The sequence below is a fragment of the Arenimonas maotaiensis genome (assembly GCF_014638745.1).
GTDB lineage: Bacteria > Pseudomonadota > Gammaproteobacteria > Xanthomonadales > Xanthomonadaceae > Arenimonas > Arenimonas maotaiensis.
On sequence record NZ_BMFO01000001.1, the window covers coordinates 723,120 to 740,656 of the forward strand.

Sequence of the window (17,537 nt, forward strand, 5' to 3'; positions counted from 1 at the left end):
CGGGCCGTTTTTTTTTGCGAAATCGAACGAACAATCCTTATCAATCAGCAAGGCGCGCTTTATACTGTCGTCTTGGTGACAGCCATCACGCTTTCGGTGACGGCACGCGGAACGCCGGGCGACTCGTCCGGTCCTCCGCGGTTGAACAGGATTTTTCAGGGGACATTTCGGATGCAGCAAAAAGAGACTTATCTGGTCACCGGCGGCGCCGGTTTCATCGGTTCGCACCTGTGCGACGAACTGCTGGCGCAAGGCCACCGCGTCATCGTGATCGACGACCTGTCGACCGGCTCGAAAGCGAACATCGCACACCATCTGGACAATCCGGATTTCGAATTCCACCACAACACGGTGACCAACTATCCGCTGATGGAAAGCCTGGTCAAGCGTTGCGACTACATCTTCCACCTGGCCTCGGTGGTCGGCGTGCAGAGCGTGATCGACAGCCCGGTCAAGACCATCGAGACCGGCGCACGCGGCATGAACATCCTGCTCAACCTGGCCGAACAGTACGACCGCACCGTACTGTTCACCTCGACCTCCGAGGTCTACGGCAAATCGTCGAAGCTGCCGTTCTCCGAAGACGACGACCTGCTGTTCGGCGGCACCCATATCGGCCGCTGGTCGTACGCCTGCAGCAAGGCGCTGGACGAATTCCACGCGCTGGCCTACCACCAGGAGCGCAAGCTGCGCATCGTGGTGGTGCGTCTGTTCAACACCGTCGGTCCGCGCCAGTCGCCGAACTACGGCATGGTGATCCCGCGCTTCGTGAAGTTCGCCCTGGCCAACCGGCCGATTCCGGTATACGGCGACGGCAGCCACCGGCGCTGCTTCGGCTACGTCAAGGACGTGACTTGGGCCCTGCGCCGCCTGATCAAGCGCCCCGAATGCTACGGCCGCGTGTTCAACATCGGCTCCAACGAGGAAACCTCGGTGCTGGACCTGGCGCACAAGATCAAGGCGCAATTGGGCAGCGAATCCGAGATCGTGTTCGTGCCCTACGAGCAAGTGTACGGACCCGGCTTCGAAGAGACCATCGACCGCGCGCCGGACACCCGCCGCGTGCGCGAGGCGATCGGCTTCGATCCGCAGACCACGCTGGCCGAGATGATCGACCTGGTCGCCAAGCTGCAGACGGCCGAACATGCCTAAGCCGGCATCGGCCGCGTTGCTGGCCGCGCTCGTCCTGTCGCCGCTGCAGGCCATGGCCGAAGCGGACTGGCAAGTGACGCCGCGCATCGAGCATTCCGACGTCGTGATCAACGGCCGCGACGCGCAGTGGCGCAGCCATGGCGTGACATTCGAACGCGCTAGCGCGCCGGGCGATGCCGTGTTCGCCACGCTGGAGCGGCATCAGCGCGACGATGTATCCGACGACAGCCTGCAGCTCGGCGTCTACCGCCGCTTCGGGCAATGGAACGCGTTGGCGCAGGCGCAGATCACGCCGGATGCCGATTTCCTGCCCGAACGGACGCTCGAGGTGCAGGCCGACCGTGCCGTGGCGTCCAATCTGCGCGCCGGCCTGGGCTACCGCCGCCTGGACTTCAGCCACAGCGACATCGGCATCTGGTCGCCGCAGCTGGCGTATTACCACGGCGACGACGAGTTCGCCCTGGCCTACAAGATCGGCCGCAACGATACGCTCGACCATGACATCCGCATCGTCCAGCTGCGCGCGCTGAAAGCCGTCGGCCGGCATCGGATCGGCGTCTATCTGGCACGCGGCGACTACCTGTTCGACGCCCTCGGCCTTCCCGGCGGCGGCGGTTCTTCGGGTTGGTCCGCCAACTTGGCCTACGCCCATGCGCTGAACGCGCGCACCACGCTGCGCGTGGAGCTCGGCCGCGGCACGGAAGCGGACAGCTTCCGGCAGGATTCGCTGGCGGTCTCGCTGCAGTACCGTCCGTGAACATCGATGCGCTCCTCGGCCTGCTGGCCATCGGCGCCTTCTGCCTGTGGGCCACGCTGCTGCTGTTCACCCTGATCGACCATTTCGTCTACCGCGGCACCTACGGACACTTCCTGAGCGGCCTGCAGTCGCTGCGGCGTCGGCACGGCGCCGGCCATGACGGCCACGTCGCGTTGCGCGCCTACATGCAGGCCGCCAAGACGCGTTATCTGGCCGCCTATCTGGCGCGCGCCGATTCCGACCCGGTGCCGGCACGCTTGGCCGCCGACGCCTATATCGAACGCGAGGGCGTCGAGCAGGTGCTGATGCAGGCCGCCACCGGCCGGCGACGGCCGCGCGTCGTCGCCTTGTACGCGCTCACGCGGGTGATGCACCGTGACGTGCTGCCCCTGCTGGAAACGGCCTTGGCCGAGCGCCACCCGGTGCTGGCCTACGCCGCGCTCGACATGCTGGGCCTGTGCGACAGCATCGAGGCGGCCGAAGCGCTTCTCCGCGCGCTGGACGCCGGCGTCCTGCCGGCCTCGCGCATCAGCGCCCAACTCGAGCGCTTCCGGACCGATCTCGGCGCCCTGCTCATTTCACGCCTGCGCGGCGGGCCGGGCAGAAACCGCTATTGGGACGCCTACCTGCTCGGCAAGGGCCGCTACGGAACGGAAGCCGATGCGGTGCTGACCGGACTGCTGTCGGACCCGGATGCCGCGGTGCGCAAGACCGCCCTGGCCTCGTTGGCGGAAATCGGTGCGCCCGACGTGCAGCGGCAGGCCACCGGCCTGTTGAGCGACCCGGTGTTCTACGTCCGCACCCAGGCCATCCGGATCCTGTCCGGCTTCCGCAACGCCGATGCCGTGCATGCGCTGGCCGGCGCATTGGCCGACGGCCACGACGCCGTGCGGCTGGCGGCGCAGAAAGCCCTGGTGTCGATCGAGGACGCCGCGCCGCGCGTGCCGGCCGGCGACGGAGTCCCGCATGTTTGACGCCGGCCAGCTGTACGCGGTGCAGTCCGCCGTGATGCGCTTCGGCGCGGTGATCTACGCCTATCAGGGCCTGTTCATCGCCAGCCTGCTGTTCGTGCTGGTGCTGGCCGTGCTGTACGCATTGCGGCGCTTCGCGCTGCAGTCGGTGGAAAGCCATGCCACGGTCATGGGCTCGAAGCTGTCGATCCCGGTCAGCATCGTGGCGGCCGCGCTGAACGAGGAAAAGGTCATCCTGCCGGCGGTACAGTCGCTGTTGGCGCAGAACTATCCCGAATTCGAGGTGATCCTGGTCGACGACGGTTCGACCGACGGCACCATCGCCCTGTTGCGCGAGGCCTACGACCTGGCGCCGCTCGACATCCGCGTCAACCCGGCGTTACCGGCCGGACCGGTGGTGGCGCTGTACCGCAGCCGCCGCGACCCGCGGCTGACCGTGGTCAGCAAGCAGAACCGCAAATCCAAGGCCGATGCGCTGAACTGCGGCATCAACTTCGCGCATTACCGCTACCTGTGCTGCGTCGACGGCGACACCATCTACGGTCCGGAAGCGCTGTTGGACGGCATGTCGATCGTGCAGAAGAACCCGTCCGAGGTGGTCGGCGTCACCAGCTATTTCGGCATCAGCCGCACGCCCGAAGCGTCGGTCGGCGTCGACGGCTACCGGCTGGTCGACCGGCATTGGCTGAGCATGCTGCAGAACCTCGACCTGATGCGTTCGTTCCTGGTCAACCGGCTGGCGTTCAGCGAAATCGGGGCGATGATGTGCAATCCCGGCGCCTTCGCCATCTGGCGCAAGGACCTGTTCGCGGAGATCGGCGGCTACGATCCGAGCTTCTCCTGCGAGGACATCGAGTTCACCTACCGCGTGCACGAGCACTTCCGCCGGCTGCGGCGGCGCTACCAGATCGCGGCGTTGCCGAAGCTGATCGCGATGACCGAAGGACCGGACAACATCGGCGCGCTGGTCAAGCAGCGCGCGCGCTGGCAACGGGTGCTGATGGAGACGGTCTGGGCCTACCGCCGGATGACGCTGAACCCGCGCTACGGCACGGTCGGCCTGGTGGCCATGCCCTACAACCTGGTGTTCGAGGCGATTTCGCCGGTGGTCCAGCTGCTGTCGATCGTGGCGGTGGCGGCGTTGGCGCTGCTCGGAGCCATCGATTCCCGGCAGCTGCTGTTGCTGCTGGTCGCGGTCGAGCTGATCACCTCGGCACCCAGCCTGCTGGCGATCCTGATCGACAACCGCCAGCACCGCGACTACCGGCTGCGCGACATCCTGCTGCTCGGCGCCTATTCCCTGCTGGATTTCTTCCTGTTCAAGCCGATCATCCTGCTCGCCGGCCTGAAAGGCAGCATCGACTTCCTCAAGGGCCGCAAAGGCTGGGACAAGTTCGAGCGCAACGACCGCCGCAAGAAGCGCGGCCCCTGGTCCGGTCCGGAACGCCGGAGCGGAAAGGAACGACGCAACCGGCCGAGGTGACCCGATAAACTTTGACACGGGTCACAGAATTGCTATAGTGTGCGTGCAGAACAGTTCACGATTCTCGGGGGAATCCGTACCGCCACCGCCATGCCGCAAGGCATGCGGCGGCGTCCGCGTCGATGCATGACGCACCTCCGGGCGGCATCGTCCCAGGAGGAGATTTATGGCTACCGCGCCGTGGTTCATCATCAGCCCGAACACCTTGGTCAGCCTGCTCGGCTTGGCCCGCGGCCCGGACAAGACCGAGCCCACGCCGGCCGAGGACTGGCGCACCGCCGTGGTCGACGTGGTCATCCCCGCGTTCAAGGAACAAGACAACATCACGTTGGCGCTGTCCTCACTGATGCAGCAGACCCTTAAACCGCGTCAGGTCATCCTGATCGACGACGGCGGCAAGGACGAAACCGTGCCGCGTGCCAAGGCCTTCGCCGCCGCCAACGGCATGAACCTGGTGGTGATCGAACGCGCCACGCCGATCGGCAAGACGCCCAGCATCAAGCGCCAGGCCCGCGAGTTCGACTCCGACGTCGAGTTCATCCTCGACGGCGACACCTTCCTGGAAAGCCCGGACTACATCGAACGCTGCGTGCAGGAGCTGTACCAGGGCGTCGGCATCGCCAGCGCCTGCGGCACCATCCTGCCGATGCGCCTGCGCGACCGCGACGCCCAGGCCGACAGCGAGCCGTTCCGCCGCTACCTGGCCGGCAAGCCGTATCACGACCCGTTCCGCGACAAGCGCAGCCTGGCGCAGCTGTGGTGGTGGTTCACCAACGTCTACCGCGACTGCCTGTACAAGTTCCTGCAGCGCTTCGTGTACGTCGGGCAGATGACCTTCTTCGGCGGCATCACCAATCCGGTCGGCTGCGCGGTGGCCTACCGCCGCAAGTACATCAAGGACCTGTTCGACCGCTACGAGCCGATCTTCGGCGACGACCTGACCAACTCCGAGGACATCTTCATCGGCTTCGCGCTGAACCACCAGGGCTACCGCAACATCCAGCTGCAGGATGTGCTGGCGCGCTCTGAAGAGCCGCAGGTGCAGCGCCTGCCGCGCCAGACCTACCTGTGGTCCTCGTCGTTCCTGCAGAGCTGCTTCTATTTCGACGACCTGATGCGCAGCCCGTTCAAGGCGCCCAAGCGCCTCTGGCACCGCCTGCGCAACAAGGCCAGCGGCGAAGCCAAGCGCATCGAGGACGTGCGCAAGATCAAGGAAGCCTACCGGCAGCCGTTCGGCGACGCCTACACCCGGGCCAACGGCCGGCCGATCGGCTGGGTCATCTTCATGTCGGCGCTGGAGAAGATCGGCTTCCCGACCGCGCTGATCATCATGACCCTGCTGCGCATGTGGGAACCGCTGGCGGTGACCATCCTGGCCGAACTGGCGCTGTCGACCGCGGTGCTGGTGGCGGTGTCGCCGGGCGAACGCCTGCGCGCGTTCTTCAACGCGCTGTTGGTCACCCCCATCCGCTACGCGCTGATGGCCTGGGACGTCGTCACCATCGGCCGCTTCGCTACCGACCTCTGGATCACAGGAAACCGCAAATGGCGCAAATGAACGCACTCGCACTCGCATTCGGCGCGTTTCTGGCCCTGCCGGCCGCCGCCCAGGACCGCAGCCAGGAGGCCCGCGAGGCCTCCGCCCGCGGCGACACCGCCGCCGCCATCTCGATCATGCGCGAACACCTGGCCGCGCACCCGGACGACGCCGCGGCCAAGAAAGACCTCGCGCGTTATTACATCTGGACCGGCGCCTACATCGAGGCCGACGCCCTGCTGTCGCCGATGGCGGACGCCGATGCCGAGGCCAAGTCGCTGCTGGCGTACAACGCGGCCTGGGCCGGACGCATCGACCGCGCGTTGGCGCTCAACGCCGACGGATTGACGCGCGACGCCGGCGATTTCCAGGCCAACTACACCCAAGCCATCGCTTTGCGCCAAACCGCACGCGCCTATACCGCCTGGCCGCATGTCGAGACGGTCGAGCGCGCGAAGCCCGGCAGCCGCGACGCCACCGACCTGCGCACCGGCACGCGCCAGCGGACCGCGTCGGAAATCAGTCTGAGCTGGGGCCTGTCGGACGACTCCGACGACATCCGCGCCGACCGCGTCGGCCTGTCGGCCGCCATCGACGTGGCGCAGGATTGGCGCCTGCTCGCCGACTGGAGCACCGGCAGCTACCGGGCGCCGATCGGCGGCGGCTACCAGCCGGTCAGCGGCGGCACCCGTATCGACGAAGACCAGCTGTGGCTGGGCGCGGCCTACACGCCGGCGCAGGACACCGTCATCACCGCCATGGCCGGCCGCTCGCGCACCGACCTGGAAAGCCACACCCTCGGCCTGCTGCGCATCGACCAGCGCGTCAACGACGACTGGCGCTTCAGCCTCGGCGCCGATCGCGACCGGCTCGGCATTTCGCCACGTTCGGTCTCGCTCGGCCTGATGCGCGACCGCTATCTGGCGCAGGTGCGCTACACGCCCGACCTGCACTGGACCGCCGACGCGCTGTTCTCGCGCCAGGACATCAGCGACGGCAACGCGCGCAGCGAAGTGCAGCTGGCGGTACGCCGCGCCGTGCTGCGCTCGCCGCGCGCCTGGCTGGACATCGGCGGCGAAGTGCAGTGGCTGTCGTACGACGAGGCGCCGGGCACCGGCTACTACGCGCCGGACAACTACCGCCGTTTCGCCCTGACCGCCTCGGCCTACCTGCCGGTGAACCAGGACGCCGGCTTCAGCCTGCGCGCCGGCGCCGGCCTGCAGCGCGACGAGACCTTCAGCGGCTGGGAGAGCGCGAACGACCTCGGCGTCGACTTCACTTCCCGCTTCGCCGACGACTGGCAAGTGCAGATCAGCGCCGGCTACAGCAACCGGGCCCAGGCCGCCGGCGTGTACGACGCCCGCTCGTTCGGGGTGCGTCTGCGCAAACAGTTCTGACGCGATTGTGCATGAACGAAAAAACCCCGCCTCGGCGGGGTTTTTTCTTGCGCGGACGGACGCGGATCAGCGCAACAGCGGCACGCCGGTCTTGGCCTGCACGTCCTCGAACGACACCTCCGGCGCCAGCTCGACCAGCGCCAGGCCGGCCTCGGTCACGTCGAACACGCCGAGCTCGGTGATGATGCGGTCGACCACGCCCAGGCCGGTCAGCGGCAGGGTACAGGCCGGCAGGATCTTCGGCGAGCCGTCCTTGGCGGCGTGCTCCATCAGCACCACCACGCGCTGCACGCCGGCCACCAGGTCCATCGCGCCGCCCATGCCCTTCACCATCTTGCCGGGCACCATCCAGTTGGCCAGGTCGCCCTTGTCGGTCACCTGCATGGCGCCGAGGATGGCGAGGTCGATGTGGCCGCCGCGGATCATCGCGAACGAGTCGTGGCTGCCGAAGTAGCTGGCGCCGGCGCGCGCGGTCACGGTCTGCTTGCCGGCGTTGATCAAATCGGCGTCCACTTCGTCCTCGGTCGGGAACGGGCCGATGCCGAGCAGGCCGTTCTCGCTCTGCAGCCAGACGTCCATGCCGTCGGGGATGTGGTTGGCGACCAGGGTCGGCAGGCCGATGCCCAGGTTCACGTAGGCGCCGTCGCTCAACTCGGCGGCGGCGCGTTTGGCCATGTCATCACGGGTCCAAGCCATGTCGTTCTCCTTATGCCGTGCGCACGGTGCGTTGTTCGATGCGTTTTTCCGGGCCGGCGTTGACCACGATGCGGTCGACGTAGATGCCCGGGGTATGGATGGCGTCCGGATCGAGCGCGCCGACCTCGACCAGCTCCTCGACCTCGACCACGCAGACCTTGCCGGCCATGGCCACTGCCGGATTGAAGTTGCGCGCGGTCTTGCGGTACACCAGGTTGCCGGAGGCGTCGGCCTTCCAGGCCTTGACCAGCGACACGTCGGCGCGCAGGGCGGTCTCCAGCACGTAATGCTTGCCGTCGAACTCGCGCGTCTCCTTGCCCTCGGCCACGATGGTGCCGTAGCCGGTGCGGGTGAAGAAGGCCGGTATGCCGGCGCCGCCGGCGCGCAGGCGCTCGGCCAGCGTGCCCTGCGGGTTGAACTCGAGCTCGAGCTCGCCGGACAGGTACTGGCGCTCGAACTCCTTGTTCTCGCCGACGTAGGACGAGATCATCTTGCGGATCTGCCGGGTGTTCAGCAGCATGCCGAGGCCGAAGCCGTCGACGCCGGCGTTGTTGGAGATCGCGGTCAGACCGGTCTTGCCGGAATCGCGCAACGCGGCGATCAGGGCCTCCGGAATGCCGCACAGGCCGAAGCCGCCGACGGCGATGGTCTGGCCGTCGCGGACGATGTCGCGCAGGGCATCACTGGCGCTGGCGTAGAGCTTGTTCTTCATGGTGGAATCCTCGCTATGGCGCAAGTATCAGGCCGACAGCGCCTGTTGGATATCGGACCAAAGGTCGATGGCGTCCTCGACGCCGACGCTGAGCCGGACCAGGTTGCCGGTCACGCCCAAGGCATTGCGGCGATCTTCCGGAATCGAGGCGTGGGTCATCACCGCCGGATGGTTGGCCAGACTCTCCACGCCGCCGAGCGATTCGGCGCAGGTGAACAGCTGCAGGCGCTCCATGAAGCGCTTGGCTTCCGGGAAGCCGCCCTTCAGCCAGACGCTGACCATGCCGCCGAAGCCGTGCATCTGGGCCTTGGCCAGCGCGTGCTGCGGATGCGAGGCCAGACCCGGGTAGGCGACTTTCTCCACCGCCGGATGCGCTTCCAGCTTCTCGGCGATGAACTGCGCGTTTTCGCAATGCGCTTTCATGCGCAGGTGCAGGGTCTTCAGGCCGCGCAGGGCCAGGAAGCTGTCGAACGGGCCCTGCACGCCGCCGACGGCGTTCTGCAGGAAAGTCATCTGCTCGGCCAGGGCCGCGTCCTTCACCACCACCATGCCGCCGACGATGTCGGAGTGGCCGTTCAGGTATTTGGTGGCCGAATGCATCACCAGATCGGCACCCAGCTCCAGCGGACGCTGCAGCACTGGCGAGCTGAAGGTGTTGTCGACCGCCAGCAGCAGGCCGTGGGCCTTGGCGAATTCGGCCAGGCGGCGGATGTCGACCAGCTTCAGCAGCGGATTGGTCGGGGTTTCGCACCAAATCATTTTGGTGTTCGGTTTCAGCGCGGCCTTCACCGCGTCCAGGTCGTTCAAATCGACGAAGCTGAAATCCAAGCCGGCGCTGCGCCGGCGCACGCGCTCGAACAAGCGATAGGTGCCGCCGTACACGTCGTCCATGCAGATCACATGGCTGCCGCTGTCCAGCAGCTCCAGCACGGTCGAGGTCGCGGCCAGACCGGAGGCGAAGGCGTAGCCGTGCGTGCCGGACTCCAGCGCCGCCACGCAGCGCTCGTAAGCGAAGCGGGTCGGGTTGTGGCTGCGCGAATACTCGAAGCCCTGATGTTCGCCCGGGCTGGCTTGGGCGTAGGTCGAGGTCGCGTAGATCGGCACCATCACCGCGCCGGTGGAGGGATCGGGCGCCTGGCCGGCGTGGATGGCTTTGGTGCCGATGCCGTGGTTGTCGTTGCTCATGGGTGTTTCCTCAAGGTCACTGCACGCGGCGGCGCAGGTAGTTCAACAGATCGATGCGGGTGATCAGGCCGAGGAAGCGGCCGCCGTCCATCACGATGGCGACGCGGCCGGCGTCGAACACCGGCAGCAGCGCTTCCATCGGCGCGCCGACATCGAGCACTTCCAGGTCGCGCGTCATCGCGGTCGAGACCAGATCCTTGAAGCGCTCCTGGTCGGCATGCACGTGCATCAGCACGTCGGATTCGTCGACGATGCCGACGATCTTCTCGTCGTCCATCACCGGCAGCTGCGAGACGTCGTACATCTTCATGCGCTGGTAGGCCACGGTCAGGCTGTCGTTCGGGCCGACCACCACGGTGTCGCGCTTGGCGTACGGGCGCAGGATCAGGTCCAACAGGTCGCCCTTGGCCTCGCGCGCCAGGAAGCCGTTGTCCAGCATCCAGTAGTCGTTGTACATCTTCGACAGGTATTTGTTGCCGGTGTCGCAGACGAACACCACCACCTTCTTGGGCATGGTCTGTTCACGGCAGTATTTCAGCGCCGCCGCCAGGAGGGTGCCGGACGAGGAACCGCCGAGCACGCCCTCCTTGATCAGCAGTTCGCGGCCGGCCAGGAAGCTCTCCTTGTCGGAGATGGCGTAGGCCTTCTTGACCCGGTGGAAATCGGAGATCGGCGGCAGGAAATCCTCGCCGATGCCCTCCACCAACCAGGAGCCGGATTTGGTGCTGAGCACGCCTTCGTTGATGTACTGGGTCAGGATCGAACCGACCGGATCGGCCAGCACCAGTTCCACGTGCGGCGCGGCCTGCTCGAAGAAGCGCGACAGGCCGGTCATGGTGCCGGAGCTGCCGCAGCCGAACACGATGGCGTCCATGTCGTGGCCCATCTGCTCCCAGATTTCCGGGCCGGTGCCGGTCTCGTGCGCCAGCGGGTTGTCCGGGTTGCCGAACTGGTTGATGAAGTACGCGCCCGGGGTCTCGCGCGCGATGCGCTCGGCCATGTCCTGATAGTAGTCCGGATGGCCCTTGGCCACGTCCGAGCGGGTCAGCACCACCTCGGCGCCCATGGCGCGCAGGTTGAAGATCTTCTCGCGGCTCATCTTGTCCGGCACCACCAGCACCAGCTTGTAGCCTTTCTGCTGGGCCACCAAGGCCAGGCCGATACCGGTGTTGCCGGCGGTGCCTTCGACCAGGGTATCGCCGGGCTTGATGCGGCCGGCCCGCTCGGCGGCCTCGATCATCGACACGCCGATGCGGTCCTTGATCGAACCGCCGGGATTCATGCATTCGAGTTTGAGATAGAGCTGGCAGAGGCCGGTGTCGAGGTTCCGGGCCCTGACCATGGGCGTCCGCCCGATGAGTTCAAGGACGCTGTCGTGGATGGTCATGGGAAATGGCGTTGGATGGATTGCCGCCATTCTAGCAGTTTCGTCTTGGGCCAAGAGCCGGACACGGGCCGGCCGACGAGGATGGCCGGCCCGTGTCCGCCTTCAAGGACAACGCGGATTCAGTGCTTGGACTCCCGCAACATACGGGTCAGGCGGTCCTTGGCCTGCAGCTTCTCCCGCTTCATGCGGGTCAGGGTCAGGCTGTCGATCGGAAGCACGCCGAGTTCGGCGTCGTTGACTTTCTTGTCGAGCTTCTGGTGGTGGAAATACAGCTGCCGGAACGCGCTGTCGGCCGCCATCATCGATTCGATTTCCTGTTTGGATTGACCTTCGAACACACAGACCTCCTTGACGAAAAAGCAAAACCCCGGCCGAGGCCGGGGTTTCAGGGGTTGGGCACAGCACCGGCGCGGCCGGCAACGCGCGTTGCGGAGCGCTTTCCGGCTGCTGCATCGGGACGAGGTGATGACGCGTCGCGCATGGTGCTGGCCCTCTTGGACCCATGCCGCGCAAAAAACGCAGGGCATGGGATATAAAACCTACGCCGGTCGCCGGGCCGGTGCAAGTGCCGGCGCAGGCCATTGATTTTCTTGGGCCAAAAAAGCGCCGACAAAGTGCCGACACCAAGCAACCGCCCCTTATCGATCAATCAGTTAGCTGTTAAATGCGCGTGAACGGCGCCCGCAAGCGCTTGATCGGCCGGCTTATTTGGGCAGGATCTCGATGCGGCGGTTTTGTGCGCGGCCGTTTTTGCCGGTATTCGCGGCCAAGGGCTTGGCGCTGCCCCAGCCTTTCACGCCCAGCTTGCCGGCCGGGATGCCGGCAGCGCGGAGCACCGCCCGCACTGCCTCGGCGCGCTGCAACGACAACGCCAGATTGCCGTCCTCGTTGCCGAGGTTGTCGGTGTGGCCTTCGATCGACCAGGCTTTGCCGCCGGCCTTCAGCTTGCGCGCCAGCTGCTGCAACAGTTGCTTGGCCTCGGGCATCAACACGGCCTTGCCGGGTTGGAAGGCACTGGCCGACAGCCGGTAGGCCGGTTTGCCGGCGACGCTGCGGCTGGCCAGCACATCGCCCTTGGCCGCGGCCTGCGCCGCCAGTTCCTCCTCCAAGCGCGCCAGTTCCGCGTCCTTGGCTTCGGCGTCGGCCAATTCGCGCGCCTGCGCTTCCTGCACCGCGGCGTCTTCGATGGCGGCATCGGCGGCGGCCAAGGCCTCTTCTTCCTCGCGTGCCAAGGCCAGCAGACGCATGCGCTCGGCTTCCTTGCGGGCCAGTTCGGCGTCGCGGCGACTGGCTTCCAGCAGGATGCCGTCGCGTTCGCGGTCCAGCGCCAACAGCTGTGCTTCCAGCTCCGCCGACTTCAGCGCGAACTCGGCGCGGCGCACCAGGGCCTCCGCGACCTCATAGGCATCGAGGCGTTCGCGCGCGCGGGTCTTGGGCAACGCGGCCAAGGTCTGTTGCGCTTCCAGACGCTCGAGCGCGGCGTCCGCGGCGTTGCCGGCGGCATCGACCGCCGCCAGACGCGCATCCAGCTCGGCGACCTGCGTGGCCCAATCCGGCGTCTGCGCCTGGGCGACGGAACCGGCCAAAAGCAGCAAAGCCCACACGGCCCGCTTCATGGCCGCTCTCCGCCGGTGACCAACAGTTCGCGGCGCAACGCCGCGTTTTCCGAGACCTTGGCTTCCACGCGCTCTTTCAGCGCGAGGTAACGCGCTTCGGCCGCGGCCGCTTCGGCCAAGCGCCGGGCACGCAGGGCCTGACGTTCGGCTTCCTTGTTCTTGCCGCGTGCGCCGGCGGCTTCGGCGGCGCTCCACGCCGCTTCGGCACGCGCCAACGCGTCCGGCGCCAAGGTGGCGGCGTTGGCCTGACGGGCGGCGGACAAGGCCTGTTCGGCCTGCGCCAGCACGGGTGACGGCGGGGTCTGCGCCGCGGCGGTGCCGGCGGCCAGGCAAGCGGCGAGCAGGAAGCGCAAAAACGGTGTGGACATCCTATAATCCATGTCAGACGGGTCTTTTCGACCTGATGATTCCAGTGTACACAAAATCGATGGCGGCACACACCGCACAAGGGGAACCATGGACATCGGCTACTTCCTGAAACTGATGCGCGAGAAGAACGCATCCGACCTGTTCCTCAGCACCGGCGCGCCGGTCAACATCAAGGTCGAGGGCAAGCTGTATCCGCTCGGCGCCAACGGCCTGCCGGCCGGCATGGTGAAGAAGATCGCCTACTCGCTGATGGAGGAAGAGCAGATCGCGGTGTTCGAGCGCGAACTGGAATACAACATGGCGGTCTCGATCAAGGACGCCGGCCGTTTCCGCGTCAACATCTTCAAGCAGCGCGGCGAGGTGGCGATGGTGATCCGCGCCATCAAAAGCGACATCCCGACCATCGAGGAGCTGCGCCTGCCGGAGGTGCTGAAGAAGATCATCAACGAACCGCGCGGCCTGGTGCTGGTGGTCGGCTCCACCGGCTCGGGCAAATCGACCGCGCTGGCGGCGATGATCGGCCACCGCAACGAGACCCAGGCCGGCCACATCCTGACCATCGAGGACCCGATCGAGTTCCTGCATTGGCACAAGAAGTCGATCGTCAACCAGCGCGAAGTCGGCTTCGACACCCACGCCTTCCACAATGCCCTGAAGAACGCCATGCGCGAGGCGCCGGACGTGATCCTGATCGGCGAGATCCTGGACGCGACCACCATGGAGGCGGCGATCACCTTCGCCGAGACCGGCCACCTGTGCCTGGCCACCCTGCACTCCAACAACGCCGACCAGACCCTGGAGCGCATCCTCAACTTCTTCCCGGAAGCGGCGCACAAGAACATCCTGATGAACCTGGCGCTGAACCTGAAGGCGGTCATCTCGCTGCGCCTGGTGATCGGCGTCGACGGCCGCCGGATGCCGGCCACCGAGGTGCTGATCAACACCCCGATGATCCGCGACCTGATCCGCCGCGGTCAGATCCACGAGGTCAAGGACGCGATGGACACCTCGCTGGAGGAGGAGATCCACACCTTCGACAAGTCGCTGTTCAAGCTGTACAAGGAGGGCAAGATCAGCCTGGACGAAGCGCTGGCCAAGGCCGACTCGCGCGACGGCCTGGCGCTGAAGATCCGTCTGGCCGAAGGCGGCAGCGCCGAGCACGACCCCTACGGCGACCTGTACCAGCAGCATTGATCGCGTCCGCCCATGATCGATCCGTACGGGCGAACCTTGTGTTCGCCCTTTTCGTTCATGGCGGATATGAATAAGGGCGGACACACAGGTCCGCCCCTACGTTGCCATACCGATGGGCGGTTTACGCCGGCCGGAATTCGGCGGGCGTATCCGGTTGCCGGAACGGATGCGCGGCCACGAACGCCGGCAGCTCGCGGCAATTGCCGACGATGCGCATCACGGTGGGATACGGCGTCATGTCGAGATTGAAGCGCGCGGCGGCGAAGGTGTGCGGCACCAGGCAGCATTCCACCAGGCCGGGCGCGTCGCCGACGGCGAACTCGCCGGTGTACGGCGAAGCCGCCAGCTGCGCTTCGAGGTTGCCGAAGTTCACGGTCAGCCAATGCCGTACCCAGCCGGCCTTGTCGTCTTCGCCGAAGCCGTGCTTGGCTTCCAGATATTGCAGCACGCGCAGGTTCATCATCGGCTGGCCTTCGGAGGCCATGTACAGCGCCAGCGAGCGCGCGGCCGCGCGCTGCAGCGGATCGACCGGCAGCAGGCGTGGACCGGGGAAGACCTCGTCCAGATATTCGATGATGGCCAGCGACTGGCCGATGGCCTGACCGGCGTGCACCAGGGTCGGCACCAGCGCCTGCGGGTTCATGGCGCGATAGCCGGCGTGGTGCTGCTGGCCGCCGTCCTCGAGCAGGTGCACCGGTGCGATGCGGTACGCCAAGCCCTTCAGGTTCAGCGCGATGCGCGCGCGGTAACTGGCGCTGGAACGCCAGTAGTGGTGCAGCACCAGCCCGTCGGCCATGTCAGTCTCCCGGGTACGCGGCGATGCGCTGTTCGATGGCGCCGAACACGCTGTCGCCGTTCTTGTCGAGCATCTCGATGCGCACCACGTCGCCGTATTTCATGAACGGCGTGCTCGGCTTGCCGTCGCGCAGGGTCTCGACCGTGCGCTGTTCGGCGAAGCAGGACGCGCCGAGCGCGGTGTCTTCGTTGGCCACGGTGCCGGAACCGACGAGGGTGCCGGCCGACAGCGGACGGGTCTTGGCGGCGTGCGCCACCAGCTGGGCGAAATCGAACTGCATGTCGACGCCCGCTTCCGGCGCGCCGAACCATGCGCCGTTGATGTGGGTCAGCAGCGGCAGGTGCACCTTGTTGTCCTGCCAGGCCGCGCCGAGTTCGTCGGGCGTGACGAACACCGGGCTGAGCGCCGAGCGCGGCTTGGACTGCAGGAAGCCGAAGCCCTTGGCCAGCTCGGCCGGAATCAGGTTGCGCAGCGAGACGTCGTTGACCAGGCCGATCAGCTGGATGTGCCCGGCGGCCTGCTCGGGCGTGACCGCCATCGGCACGTCGTCGGTGACGATCACCACTTCGGCTTCCAGGTCGATGCCGAACTCCTCGCTCGGTACCCGCACCGGATCGCGCGGGCCATAGAAGCCGGCCGACACCGCCTGGTACATCAGCGGATCGGTGTAGAAGCTTTCGGGCACCTCGGCGCCGCGGGCCTTGCGCACCCGCGCCACGTGCGGCAGATAGGCCGAGCCGTCGACGAACTCGTAGGCGCGCGGCAGCGGCGCGGCCAGCGCGGCCATATCGAGCGGGAACACGTCTTCGGCGTCGATGCTCTGCACATTGCCGTGGTTCAGGGCCTCATACACGCGGTTCAGCCGCGGCGCGGCGTCCTGCCAGTCCTCCAGCGCGCGCTGCAGTGTCGGCGCGATGGACGGCACCGCCACCGCGCGTTGCAGGTCTTTGGAGACCACGATCAGCGTGCCGTCGCGGCCGCCGGTTTTCAGGGAAGCGAGTTTCATGCGTTATCCGGGTTGAAGTGTTTGCGCAGGCCCTGCCAGCAGGCCTGGTAGTCGCGTTGGCGGCTGGGGCATTGTAAGGCCTGGGCGGTGGCGGTGAACACCGAGCGGCTCTCGAACATGAAGGCCATGGTGCCGGTGATCACGTCCGGCTTGCTCAGGTCGGCGTGGGAGGCCTTGTCGAAGGTCGCCGCGTCCGGGCCGTGGCCGGTCATCGAGTTGTGCAGCGAGGCGCCGCCGGGCACGAAGCCGTCGGCCTTGGCGTCGTACACGCCATGGATCAGGCCCATGAACTCGCTGGCGATGTTGCGGTGGAACCACGGCGGACGGAAGGTGTCCTGCGCCACCAGCCAACGCGGCGGGAAGATCACGAAATCCAGGTTGCTGGTGCCCGGCGTATCGCTGGGCGAATACAGCACCAAGAAGATGCTCGGGTCCGGATGGTCGTAGCTGATCGAACCGATGGTGTTGAAGCGGCGCAGATCGTATTTGTATGGCGTGTAATTGCCGTGCCAAGCTACCGCGTCCAGCGGCGAATGGCCGATGGCGGCCTGCCACAGGCGGCCGCGGAACTTGTTGAGCAGGCGGAAATCGCCCTCCACGTCCTCGTAGGCCGCCACCGGCGCCAGGAAATCGCGCGGATTGGCCAGGCCGTTGGAACCGATCGGCCCCAGATCCGGCAGGCGCAGCAGCGCGCCGAAGTTCTCGGCCACGTAACCGGCGGCACTGCCGTCCGGCAGATCGACCGCGAAGCGGATGCCGCGCGGAATGACGGCGATTTCCTGCGGCTCGACCTCCAGCACGCCCATCTCGGTGCGCAGACGCAGGCGGCCGGCCTGCGGCACGATCAGCATCTCGGCGTCGCTGTTGCTGAAGAAGCGGCCGGCCATGTCGGCGTTGGCGGCGTAACGGTGCACGCCGACGCCGGCGTTGCCGCACATCGCGAACAGGCCGTCAAGGAAGTCGGTGCCGGGCTTGGCCGCCGGCAACGGCGACCAGCGCAGCTGGTTCGGATCGGCCGGCAATTCGTCGAAGCGGTTGTGGAACGCGGTCTCCGGCAACAGCTCGAAGGGGCCGTGCATCGCGCCCGGGCGGATGCGATACAGCCAGCTACGCCGGTTGCTGTGGCGCGGCGCGGTGAACGCGGTGCCGCTGAGCTGCTCGGCATACAGGCCGTAAGCGCAGCGCTGCGGCGAGTTGCGCCCCACCGGCAGCGCGCCGGGCAGCGCTTCGCTGGCGAATTCGTTGCCGAAACCGGATTGGTAGGCCAGGGTCATGGGCG

The 17,537-nt window shown here is 66.7% G+C and carries 17 protein-coding genes; 7 read left to right on the forward strand and 10 right to left on the reverse strand.

Annotated features, from left to right (window positions below):
• Nucleotides 1-171 precede the first annotated feature (171 nt).
• The 6 genes from IEV56_RS03490 to IEV56_RS03515 all read left to right on the forward strand — a co-directional run bounded on the left by IEV56_RS03490 (nucleotide 172) and on the right by IEV56_RS03515 (nucleotide 7,297).
• On the forward strand, nucleotides 172-1,152 hold the full coding sequence (locus IEV56_RS03490; RefSeq protein ID WP_188447764.1) for an NAD-dependent epimerase/dehydratase family protein: 981 nt from the start codon (nucleotides 172-174) through the stop codon (nucleotides 1,150-1,152).
• Complete coding sequence (locus IEV56_RS03495; protein WP_188447767.1) at nucleotides 1,145-1,909, forward strand: YaiO family outer membrane beta-barrel protein; 765 nt, start codon at nucleotides 1,145-1,147, stop codon at nucleotides 1,907-1,909. Before IEV56_RS03490 ends, IEV56_RS03495 begins: the two co-directional genes overlap by 8 nt.
• The gene (locus tag IEV56_RS03500; protein WP_188447769.1) at nucleotides 1,906-2,883 is read left to right on the forward strand and encodes a HEAT repeat domain-containing protein; all 978 of its coding nucleotides are present in this window, start codon (nucleotides 1,906-1,908) and stop codon (nucleotides 2,881-2,883) included. Before IEV56_RS03495 ends, IEV56_RS03500 begins: the two co-directional genes overlap by 4 nt.
• The gene (locus IEV56_RS03505; RefSeq protein ID WP_188447771.1) at nucleotides 2,876-4,363 is read left to right on the forward strand and encodes a glycosyltransferase family 2 protein; all 1,488 of its coding nucleotides are present in this window, start codon (nucleotides 2,876-2,878) and stop codon (nucleotides 4,361-4,363) included. The genes IEV56_RS03500 and IEV56_RS03505 overlap by 8 nt, the downstream gene beginning before the upstream one ends.
• A 166-nt stretch (nucleotides 4,364-4,529) precedes the next feature.
• Entirely contained in the window at nucleotides 4,530-5,921 is a 1,392-nt protein-coding gene (locus IEV56_RS03510; protein ID WP_188447773.1) for a glycosyltransferase, read from the forward strand.
• Nucleotides 5,918-7,297, forward strand: coding sequence for a tetratricopeptide repeat protein (locus IEV56_RS03515; protein ID WP_188447775.1), 1,380 nt, complete (start codon nucleotides 5,918-5,920; stop codon nucleotides 7,295-7,297). The genes IEV56_RS03510 and IEV56_RS03515 overlap by 4 nt, the downstream gene beginning before the upstream one ends.
• A 66-nt stretch (nucleotides 7,298-7,363) precedes the next feature.
• Here the strand turns inward: IEV56_RS03515 and IEV56_RS03520 are convergent, their stop codons facing one another.
• The 7 genes from IEV56_RS03520 to IEV56_RS03550 form a co-directional block, all read right to left on the reverse strand.
• Nucleotides 7,364-7,993: a CoA transferase subunit B gene (locus tag IEV56_RS03520; RefSeq protein ID WP_188447777.1), complete on the reverse strand. Its 630-nt coding sequence runs from the start codon at nucleotides 7,991-7,993 to the stop codon at nucleotides 7,364-7,366.
• Between the two features lie 10 nt (nucleotides 7,994-8,003).
• Nucleotides 8,004-8,705 carry a CoA transferase subunit A gene (locus IEV56_RS03525; protein WP_188447779.1) on the reverse strand — a complete coding sequence of 234 codons (702 nt, stop codon included), beginning with the start codon at nucleotides 8,703-8,705 and terminating at the stop codon, nucleotides 8,004-8,006.
• Nucleotides 8,706-8,732: 27 nt separating this feature from the next.
• Nucleotides 8,733-9,890, reverse strand: a complete 1,158-nt coding sequence (locus IEV56_RS03530; protein ID WP_188447781.1) for a cystathionine gamma-synthase — start codon at nucleotides 9,888-9,890, stop codon at nucleotides 8,733-8,735.
• Nucleotides 9,891-9,906: 16 nt separating this feature from the next.
• Nucleotides 9,907-11,277 carry a pyridoxal-phosphate dependent enzyme gene (locus IEV56_RS03535; RefSeq protein ID WP_188447783.1) on the reverse strand — a complete coding sequence of 457 codons (1,371 nt, stop codon included), beginning with the start codon at nucleotides 11,275-11,277 and terminating at the stop codon, nucleotides 9,907-9,909.
• 119 nt (nucleotides 11,278-11,396) lie between these two features.
• The gene (locus IEV56_RS03540) at nucleotides 11,397-11,615 is read right to left on the reverse strand and encodes an HP1242/YdcH family protein (RefSeq protein ID WP_188447785.1); all 219 of its coding nucleotides are present in this window, start codon (nucleotides 11,613-11,615) and stop codon (nucleotides 11,397-11,399) included.
• 366 nt (nucleotides 11,616-11,981) lie between these two features.
• A complete protein-coding gene (locus IEV56_RS03545) occupies nucleotides 11,982-12,893 on the reverse strand; it encodes an OmpA family protein (protein ID WP_188447787.1) in 912 nt (303 codons plus the stop codon).
• The gene (locus IEV56_RS03550) at nucleotides 12,890-13,261 is read right to left on the reverse strand and encodes a DUF4398 domain-containing protein (RefSeq protein ID WP_188447789.1); all 372 of its coding nucleotides are present in this window, start codon (nucleotides 13,259-13,261) and stop codon (nucleotides 12,890-12,892) included. Before IEV56_RS03550 ends, IEV56_RS03545 begins: the two co-directional genes overlap by 4 nt.
• A gap of 88 nt (nucleotides 13,262-13,349) precedes the next feature.
• Between IEV56_RS03550 and IEV56_RS03555 the strand changes: the two genes are divergently transcribed.
• Nucleotides 13,350-14,456, forward strand: coding sequence for a PilT/PilU family type 4a pilus ATPase (locus IEV56_RS03555; protein ID WP_188447791.1), 1,107 nt, complete (start codon nucleotides 13,350-13,352; stop codon nucleotides 14,454-14,456).
• Nucleotides 14,457-14,577: 121 nt separating this feature from the next.
• Here IEV56_RS03555 and maiA read toward each other — a convergent pair whose 3' ends face one another.
• Genes maiA through hmgA form a run of 3 tightly spaced genes read right to left on the reverse strand, consistent with a single transcriptional unit; the run spans nucleotide 14,578 to nucleotide 17,532 of the window.
• Nucleotides 14,578-15,252, reverse strand: a complete 675-nt coding sequence (gene maiA / locus IEV56_RS03560) for a maleylacetoacetate isomerase (protein ID WP_188447793.1) — start codon at nucleotides 15,250-15,252, stop codon at nucleotides 14,578-14,580.
• Between the two features lies 1 nt (nucleotide 15,253).
• On the reverse strand, nucleotides 15,254-16,258 hold the full coding sequence (locus tag IEV56_RS03565; protein WP_188447795.1) for a fumarylacetoacetate hydrolase family protein: 1,005 nt from the start codon (nucleotides 16,256-16,258) through the stop codon (nucleotides 15,254-15,256).
• Complete coding sequence (hmgA, locus tag IEV56_RS03570; RefSeq protein WP_188447797.1) at nucleotides 16,255-17,532, reverse strand: homogentisate 1,2-dioxygenase; 1,278 nt, start codon at nucleotides 17,530-17,532, stop codon at nucleotides 16,255-16,257. Before hmgA ends, IEV56_RS03565 begins: the two co-directional genes overlap by 4 nt.
• Between the last annotated feature and the right edge of the window lie 5 nt (nucleotides 17,533-17,537).